The following is an 8,739-nucleotide window of genomic DNA, read 5'->3' on the forward strand; positions in this document are numbered from 1 at the left end:
GTGGTGTCGGGGGAAGGCTGGCGGGCCTCGGCAAAATATTGCTTGAACACGGCTATTGCCGCCAGCGACCGGCTGTTGGAGCGGATGAAGTCGGAGGCGGCCAGCCGGATGTCGTTGTCATTTTTTCCGGCATTTTTCTGCCGGAAAGCGGTGAGGCGTTTGTTGTCCTCGTTGCCTGTGATGTCGGCCTCGCCGAGCTTGGCCGCTTCGCCGGTCATTCTGATGGTCTTTCCCGGTTCGGCCACAATGTAGGTGCGGGAAAAGTTAGGGTAGAGCAGAGTGAGAATGACGGGCTGGCTCAGTTCCCGTTCGTAGGTGAAATTCCCGTTTTCTATGCGTATGGTGTCAATGCCGTTGAAGGTGCCGTCTTCGCTGTATGCGTAGAATTCGGCGTGTCTCACGTTGTCGATGCTGCCTTCGAGGCGTATGCGGTTTTTAGGCTGTGAGCAGGCCGTGAACAGGAGCAGCAGGCTGACGGCTTGCAGGATGGTTCGGTTTGACATGGTTCTTATAACTGTGGGGAGGTGGGGGATATGGCCGTTTGTCATGGTACTGTTCGGTTGTTACGGTCCAGCTGACGGCGGTCGGTGCCTTTATCCTTTCATATCTGTGGCCGGGCCACCGGCGCCTGCGGCTTATAGGGGAATGCCTGTGTCGTTTGGTGGCGGGTAAAGGCAACAGGCCGGCAAGTTGGCCGGGTAACAAGCAATGAGGCCCGACGGGCATTTTTTCTTACTTGTTAACCGGTGAACTTGCCGGCCCATTACGTTATGGTCTTATCCTGAACTTTATTTAACGAGGTTCTTGAAAGAACTGTCGCCGAAAAGTTTAGCGAATTCGAGGTCTTTAGCTGCGCGGGCTTTGAAGGAAGCGTCTTTGGCAATAGCATCCTGAAGGTTGCTCAGAGCCGTAGAGCTTTGGTTGGTGCGTGCGGCGAGGATAGCCTTGAGGTAGCTGGTGGTGGCATCAGCCTTGGCTACGGCTGCGAGAGACTGGGCGGCACCGGTGTAGTCCTTGGCCAGAATCTGTGCGAGGGCGGCACTGTTGGTGTTGGCGCCGCGGAGGTCCTGAGCGGCCTGTGCGAAGTTGCCCTTGGCTATGTTGAGGTTACCGCGTACTTCGTTGTAGTTTTTGGCGCCGGTAGCTTTGGCCAGAGCCTGCTCAGCCTTGGCGATATTGCCTTGTGCGATGGCGAAGAGAGCCTCGTTGGCTTTCACTTCGGCGGCGCTGCTCTTGGCGGCAGCCTGTGTCAGATAGTTCTGGGCCTTGGCGATGTCACCTTTCTGGTAAGCGAGTTCAGCCAGGTTGTTGTAGGCACGGTAGTCGCTGGGGAAGAGTTGCGTTGTTTTGTTGTAGATGCCTTCCTTTTCGTTGGCGTTGTTGGTCAGCGTAGCGGCGTAGAGAAGTTCTTCTACGGAGAGTTTTGAGGCATCGCTGGCGAACTGCTGCTGGATTTCAGCGTCTGTGCGGCCGATGATATTGTAGTTCATCGTGATGCGTGCACGGCGGAGTTCGGGCAGGATTTCATCGGCCAGTTCTCTGTAGGCGGCGGAGATGTTACGGATTTGTGTTTCGCGTTCTTCGGGATCCTGATACATGGAGAGTACGCGGAGAATCACGTCTTTGTCCTGAAGGTTGGAAGCCGATACGAGCTGCTGGAAGCCGTCCCAGTCCTCAGCGGTGTACTTCTTGTCGATGTTGGTTTGCAGAGCGGCTTTCTTCAACTGACCCTGAACATAGCTGGAGGAAGTGCCCTGACGCTGCTGTGCGAGCTTTTCGTTGAAGTTGAAAGCACCGTCGGGAGAGGCGTAGGCCGATACTTCGATGCTGTTGAGCTGAAGTCCTTTCTGGTCAGCCTTGATGTCGCGGAGCATCTTGACGAAGTCTTTGATGCTTACGCTGTTGAGTTCGCTGGAGCGTACTTTGGCCTGGTTGATGAGGTATTTGATTTGTGCTTCCTGCTTTTGGGCGATGATGCGCTGGTAGGCGTCGGCGGCGTTGGCCGTGTTGGCGTTGCGCGAGGTCATGGCGAGGAGCGTGGAAGTGGCGATAACGCCGTCGGCTACTTTAACTTCGGGCACTTTCACGGTCTTTTTGCCCACTTTGGCGTTGAAAGTGAGGTAGAGTTCGCTTTGAGCCATTTCGGGCACGTAGGCGAAGCTGTTCTTCATCGTGTAGTTGCCGCCAACCTTGTAGGAGATTTCCTGATTGTTGCCTTGCACTTTCTCACCCTGGAAAGAGGCGGGCTGGCCAACAGCCTCGCCGCCCTCGTAGCGCAATACGGGGACAACCGTAACGGTGGCTTTTTTCTTCATGTACTTCTCCGGGAAGCGGCCGTTGATGGTGACGGGCACCTGGTTGGCTACTTCTTCCATCGGGGAGGGAGTCACTGTGAAATTGTCGGCACTAAGTTCACCGAGCTTTTTGCACGACGTTAACACCAGCGTAGAGGCCAGTGCAACTGAAAAATACAATTTGGTTTGCATATAAAACTTAGATTTGTTTGAGTTTCTACTAGAGTTTCACAGGGGCAAAGGTAATCATTTATATTATTCTTGCAACATGAGGGGCATAACTTTTTTTCAGACGAGGCTTAAAAATGCTGAAAATGAATTTTCATCGGTGTTTTTTGGGCTTTGGCACGCGATTGGAGCACGTTTCGGGTGTGTTTACGGTCCGTTATAGTTTTTTTCAAGTCAGCCGGAGTGAGGGAGTGGCATTCCGGTGTGCCCGTGACTGGGTGCGGCCATTGCTTCTGAGGTGCTTTCATGTGGCGGGGATGTTGTCAGGGCTGCTTGTCTTTCACTTTTATGAAAAGAAAATTGTAACTTTGCCGCCAATGGAAAACTCCCTCCCGAGAGGGTTAAAAGACAACAGATATGAAAATTAGAGAGAATCTTTATTACGTTGGTGTGAACGACCGCGTGAAGCATCGTTTCGAGGGCCTTTGGCACCTGCCGCACGGCGTTTCTTATAATTCCTATCTCATTGACGATGAGAAAGTGGCGCTTGTCGATACCGTTGATGTGGCCTTTTTTGCCGAGTATTTGGAAAAAATACGTGCCGTCCTTGGCGACCGTCCCGTGGATTATCTCATCATCAACCACATGGAGCCGGACCACAGCGGCGCTCTGTCGCTTATCCGAAAGTATTATCCTGAGATCCGCCTTGTGGGCAACCGCAAGACGATGGAGATGGTGGGCGGCTTTTACGGCGCCAACTCGGAGGGCGACATCGTGGTGGCTGACGGCGACGCGCTTTCGCTGGGCCGCAGCACGTTGACTTTCCATCTGGCTCCCATGCTCCACTGGCCGGAGACGATGGTCACTTATGATGCTGCGGACGGGACGCTTTTCTCCGGTGATGCTTTCGGCTGCTTCGGCGCGCTGAACGGTGCCGTGATGGACACTGCGATGGACTATGAGCATTATATCTCAGAGATGGAGCGTTATTTCGCAGCCATTCTCGGCAAGTTCTGTGCACCGGTGCGTACCGCCCTTGCCAAGCTCTCGGCCCTCGACATCCGCATGATCTGTTCGACGCACGGCCCTGTGTGGACGGAGGCCGTTCCGCGTGTCGTTGATGTGTACCGCCGTTTTTCGGAGGGCGTCACCGTTCCCGGCCTCGTAGTCTGCTACGGTTCCATGTACGGCAACACCCAGCGCGTGGCCGAAGCCGTGGCCGAAGGTGCTGCTGCGGCCGGACTGCGTAAGGTTATCGTGCATAATCTCAGTGTGTCGCAGCCCTCTTTCGTGTTGGCGGACATTTTCCGCTACGGCGCGCTGGCTGTGGGCGGACCCACTTATAACGGCGGTCTGTTTCCGGTGGTTGAAGACCTTCTCAAGCGTCTGGCCCATCGCGAGGTGCGTGGCCGTAAACTGGCTTTCTTCGGCGGTTACACATGGAGTTCGCAAGCTGTCAAGACCATCGCGGCTTATAACGGTCACATGAAGATGGAAATGGCGGCCGAACCGGTGGAATGGAAGCAGGGCGCGTCGGCTGATGCCTTGGAGCGTGGCCGCGCTTTAGGAAAGGCGCTTGCTGAGGCGGTTATGAATTGATCAACTGTATGTTGGGCGCCAGGAGACGCACTGTCTTCTCTTTTCTGACGCTTATTATAGTGATACCTTTTGCGGGATGTGCTTTTATGGGTTCCGGCGAAATCCGTAACAGCGCATCCCGCCTTTTGAAGGCTCTTGTGGCTGTCATTCGTGATTTTTCACTTTAACATATTTAACTTTCTGTTACATTCCAATGTGTTAAAACATAGGATTGAATGATGGCTGGAGGAGGAGTCTGTATCGGAATTTTAACACGAATACGGCCAGTGAAAATTGTGATACTGGGATTTTGAAAAAGAAATACGGCAAAATAATCCGGAAATCCTCCGTTTTTTGCCTCTTACAAGTCTGAAAACAAGCGAAAAGCGGGGCATTCCACATGGAATGCCCCGCTCCGCTAGTGCAAATATACACAAATTTCCGACGGAAAGCAAATAGTGTTAAAATCACCACCGGCGTTAAGGTGGCGGTTCTGCCGAGCCTCTTTTAGTGAGCTTCCAGCCAGTTGGCTCCCTCGCCGCAGTCGGCACGCAGGGGAACGCTCATTTGCCAGGCGCTTTCCATCTCCTCAATGACGATGCTGCGCACTGTTTCCAACTCTTCTGGCACAACGCTGAAATTGAGTTCGTCGTGTACCTGAAGAATCATTTTTGAGCGGATGCCCTCCCGCAGGAAACGGTTGTCAATGCGTATCATGGCCACTTTGATGATGTCGGCTGCCGTGCCCTGTATGGGGGCGTTGATGGCATTGCGTTCGGCGTAGCCGCGTACTACGGCATTGCGCGAGTTGATGTCGGGCAGATAGCGGCGCCGGCCGAAGGCCGTTTCTATGTATCCGCGGCTGCGTGCCACTTCCATGCTCTTTTCCATGTACTCCTTTACCTTTGGGTAAGTTCTGAAATAATTGTCAATCAGTTCTTTGGCTTCTGTTCTTGACACCTCCATGCGTTCGGCCAGCCCAAAGGCCGATATGCCGTATATGATGCCGAAATTGGCTGTTTTGGCTTTTCGCCGTTCGTCGCGTGTCACCTCTCCGATTGGTTTTCCGTAAATGCGGGCTGCCGTGGCGGCGTGTATGTCGCGCCCCTCGCGGAAGTCCTGTATCATGTGTTCGTCGCCGCTGAGATGAGCCATGATGCGAAGCTCGATCTGCGAGTAGTCTGCCGAAAAGAAAATGCAGCCGGGCTCGGGCACGAAGGCCTTGCGGATTTCGCGGCCGTCATCTCCGCGCACGGGAATGTTCTGTAGGTTGGGGTTGCTCGACGATAGGCGACCGGTGGCCGTAACCGCCTGGTTGAAAGATGTGTGGATGCGTCCCGTGGCAGGGTTGATCAGTTTGGGCAGTGCGTCGATGTAGGTGCCTGTGAGTTTTTTAAGGGCGCGGTGTGCCAGAATCTTGCCCACAATGGGGTGTTTCCCCCGCAGGGCTTCGAGCACCTCTTCCCCTGTGGCATACTGTCCGCTTTTTGTTTTTCGGGCCCGTTCGTTGAGCTTCAGTTCTTCAAACAGCACTGTGCCCACCTGTCTTGGCGATGATATGGTGAACGAATGTCCGGCCAGCTCGTATATCTCCGTTTCGAGCACCTGCATACGCTGTTGGAAGTGCCGGCCGGTTTCTGCCAGTGCCTCTGTGTCGAGGCGCACGCCGTAGCGTTCCATGCGGGCAAGTACGGGCATGAGCGGCATTTCCAGATCGGTAAAAACGGAGGTTACCTGGAATTTCTCCATCTCCTCCGTCAGGGGGAGCATGAGGCGCAGGGTTACATCGGCGTCCTCGGCAGCGTAGTCGCACACTTCTTCGGGCGGGACATCGGCCATGTTCTTCTGTCCTTTTCCCTTGGGGCCTATGAGGCGGTCGATATGGATGGTGGCGTAGCGGAGGTAAATTTCCGCCAGATAGTCCATGTTGTGCCGCAACTCCGGTTGTACAACGTAGTGGGCCAGCATCGTGTCGAACATGGGTGGGCGGAGTTCCGCGCCGTAGCGTGCCAGAACGTTGAGATCGTATTTGAGGTTTTGGCCCACCTTGACAATTTTGTCGCTTTCGTAGAGCGGCCTGAATACTTCAACATATTTTAAGATTTCGGACGTTTCACGTGGAACGCTGACGTACCAGGCTTCTCTCGTGTCGGCACAGAAACTCATGCCCACTAATTCGGCGCTTACCGCCTCGGTGCTCGTGGTTTCCGTGTCGATACATACTGTTTGCTTTGTCAAAAGTAAATCACATAAATTCTTTGCATCTTCAAGATCTTGAATGAGATGATATTTATGTGTCAGGTCTTTTAGTGTCGTGAGGTTGCTTTGTTTTTCTTCTTCCTGATCATCGCTTGGAAATACGTCGAAGAGAGAGGCCATCTCAGGCTGTTTTTTCGAGGTGGTTACCTGTTCGGGCGACAATCGCTTGAGAAAAGTGTGAAACTCCAGTCTCTCAAAAAGTTTTCGCAATTCTTCTGTGTCGGGTTCGCTTCGGCGGAGTTCTTCCAGGTTGACCTCTATAGGAACGTCGGTGCGGATGGTGACAAGGAATTTTGAGAATTTTATTTTCTCGGTGTTTTCTTCCACTTTCTTCCGGAGTGCTCCTTTGAGTTCGCCGGTGCGGCTGATGAGCTGTTCGACGGAACCGAATTGTCCGAGGAGTTTTTGCGCAGTCTTCTGTCCGACGCCCGGGCATCCGGGGATGTTGTCGGAGGCATCGCCCATGAGCGCGAGCAGATCGATGACTTGTGTGGGTTGGGTGAGCTGGTATTTTTCGCAGACGGCGGCTTCGTTCAATGTTTCCATGGGTGCTCCTCCCCGTCCGGGGCGGCACATGGTTATGTTAGGGGCCACGAGTTGCGCGTAGTCCTTGTCGGGGGTAAGCATGTACACGTCGAGCCCGCTGGCGGCAGCCTGTTGTGCCACAGTGCCTATCACGTCATCGGCTTCGTAGCCGGGCGCTTCGAGAATGGGGATTCGGTAAGCGCGTATGATGTCTTTGATGAGCGGCACTGCGTTGCGTATGTCCTCGGGGGTGGCCTCGCGTTGCGCCTTGTATTCTGGATAAGCCTCGTGGCGGAAGGTGGGTCCGGCGGGGTCGAACGCCACAGCCAGATAGTCCGGTTGGCGGTGGCGCAGGAGGTCTTCGAGCGTATTGACGAAACCGAATACGGCTGAAGTGTTTTCGCCCTTGGAATTCATGCGCGGCGAATTGATCATGGCGTAATAGGCGCGGTAAATGAGTGCGTAGGCGTCAAGGAGATATAATTTTTCCATGTAATATGCTTGTTTCTTCGGTAAAAGTACTTAAAATTATCCATTCTGTGACGATTAATTCGTACTTTTGTCCTCAAAACAGCAGCAATGGACGTACTTACCGCGATACGCCGGCCTGTGGAGGCTGACCTTTCACGCTACAAACTACTCTTTGACGAGGCGCTGACCCATGACGATGACTTTTTGGGTCGGGCGCTGGCGTATATACGCAGCCGTCAGGGTAAGATGATGCGTCCGCTGCTGGTTCTGCTCGTAGCGGCTGAGCGTGGCGCGGTGGGCGAGTCCACCCTTCGCAGTGCCGTTACGTTGGAATTGCTCCATACGGCCAGCCTTGTCCACGATGATGTGGTGGATGAAAGCGGCGAACGGCGCGGACAGGCTTCGGCCAATGCCGTCTATGGTAATAAAGTGGCCGTGCTGGTGGGTGATTACCTGCTTTCGAAGGCTTTGCAGCAGTCGGCTCTGACGGGGGATATGCGTTGCGTTAACATAGTGGCGCGTTTGGGAGGCACCTTATCGGAAGGAGAGGTGTTCCAGCTTTCCAACATCCGCAGTTCGGAGTTTTCGGAGGCGGCCTATTTCAGCGTAATACGCCGCAAAACGGCCGAACTCTTCGCCACTTGTGCCGAGTTGGGCGCGATTACCGCCGGCGGCGGCGCGGAGTTTGTGGCGGCGGCGCGCGGTTTCGGCGAGCACCTCGGTGTGTGCTTTCAGATACGCGATGACATATTCGATTACTACGACGAGGGAGATATCGGCAAACCTACTGGCAATGACATGCTTGAAGGCAAACTGACCCTGCCGGTGCTCTACGCTCTGCGGACGGCGGCCGACGGGGAAATGCTGGCCATAGCCCGCCGCGTGAAAGAGGGAGAGGCCTCAAAGGAGGATATTGCCCGCCTGGTGGCACACACCAAGGCTGTGGGAGGTATCGATTATGCCCGCGGTATGATGGAAGATTACCGTGCCCGTGCCTTGGCTTGTCTCGATGCTTTTTCCCATGGTGAGGTAAGGCAGGCGCTGAAGGATTATTTGTCGTATGTGATAGACCGCGACAAGTAAAAAGGTAGTGAGAAATATTTCTTTATTTCATGCGAGTGTCCCTTTGTCTTTTGGTGGATAAAGGGATTTTTTGTGCTGTTTTTCGTCTTTTTTATCGAGAAATTCTAAGTTTTTTTAGTCACATGAGCTGTTTTGGGATTTAACGTTTTTAACTTCCTGTTACATTTCGGTGTGTTAAAACATAGGTTTAAAGTAGGGAAGGAGCAAAAGTCCGTATTGGAATTTTAACGCGAATAAGGAGATTTAAAATTCCAAGTAATGCTTTTCAGGGTAGCGGAAGGGTGTTTTTGAGATCAAAATATCCTTTAAAATGGGTCAAGCCGAAAACACGGTGCATGAATTTTGAGAAAAGTGTTAAATT

General features: G+C 53.5%; 6 protein-coding genes. 2 read left to right on the forward strand and 4 right to left on the reverse strand.

Annotated features, from left to right (window positions below; all coding sequences use genetic code 11):
- The 3 genes from C5S62_RS00115 to C5S62_RS13410 form a co-directional block, all read right to left on the reverse strand.
- Positions 1–503, reverse strand: a 503-nt coding sequence (locus tag C5S62_RS00115; protein ID WP_190311526.1) for a DUF4369 domain-containing protein, incomplete at its 3' end; no start/stop codon positions are given.
- 285 nt (positions 504–788) lie between these two features.
- Positions 789–2,486 (reverse strand): hypothetical protein, encoded by a 1,698-nt coding sequence (locus tag C5S62_RS00120; RefSeq protein WP_104403548.1) that lies wholly within the window; start codon positions 2,484–2,486, stop codon positions 789–791.
- Positions 2,487–2,593: 107 nt separating this feature from the next.
- Complete coding sequence (locus C5S62_RS13410) at positions 2,594–2,770, reverse strand: hypothetical protein (RefSeq protein ID WP_190311527.1); 177 nt, start codon at positions 2,768–2,770, stop codon at positions 2,594–2,596.
- Between the two features lie 109 nt (positions 2,771–2,879).
- On the opposite strand from C5S62_RS13410, the gene C5S62_RS00125 reads away from it, so the two are divergent.
- The gene (locus C5S62_RS00125; protein WP_104403549.1) at positions 2,880–4,061 is read left to right on the forward strand and encodes an FprA family A-type flavoprotein; all 1,182 of its coding nucleotides are present in this window, start codon (positions 2,880–2,882) and stop codon (positions 4,059–4,061) included.
- 486 nt (positions 4,062–4,547) lie between these two features.
- Here the strand turns inward: C5S62_RS00125 and polA are convergent, their stop codons facing one another.
- Positions 4,548–7,316, reverse strand: a complete 2,769-nt coding sequence (gene polA, locus C5S62_RS00130) for a DNA polymerase I (RefSeq protein ID WP_104403550.1) — start codon at positions 7,314–7,316, stop codon at positions 4,548–4,550.
- Between the two features lie 87 nt (positions 7,317–7,403).
- Here polA and C5S62_RS00135 point away from each other — a divergent pair, with 87 nt between their 5' ends.
- Positions 7,404–8,378 (forward strand): polyprenyl synthetase family protein, encoded by a 975-nt coding sequence (locus tag C5S62_RS00135; protein WP_104403551.1) that lies wholly within the window; start codon positions 7,404–7,406, stop codon positions 8,376–8,378.
- The last annotated feature ends 361 nt before the right edge of the window (positions 8,379–8,739 follow it).

The sequence above is a fragment of the Prevotella sp. MGM2 genome, assembly GCF_002933955.1.
Lineage (GTDB): Bacteria > Bacteroidota > Bacteroidia > Bacteroidales > Bacteroidaceae > Alloprevotella.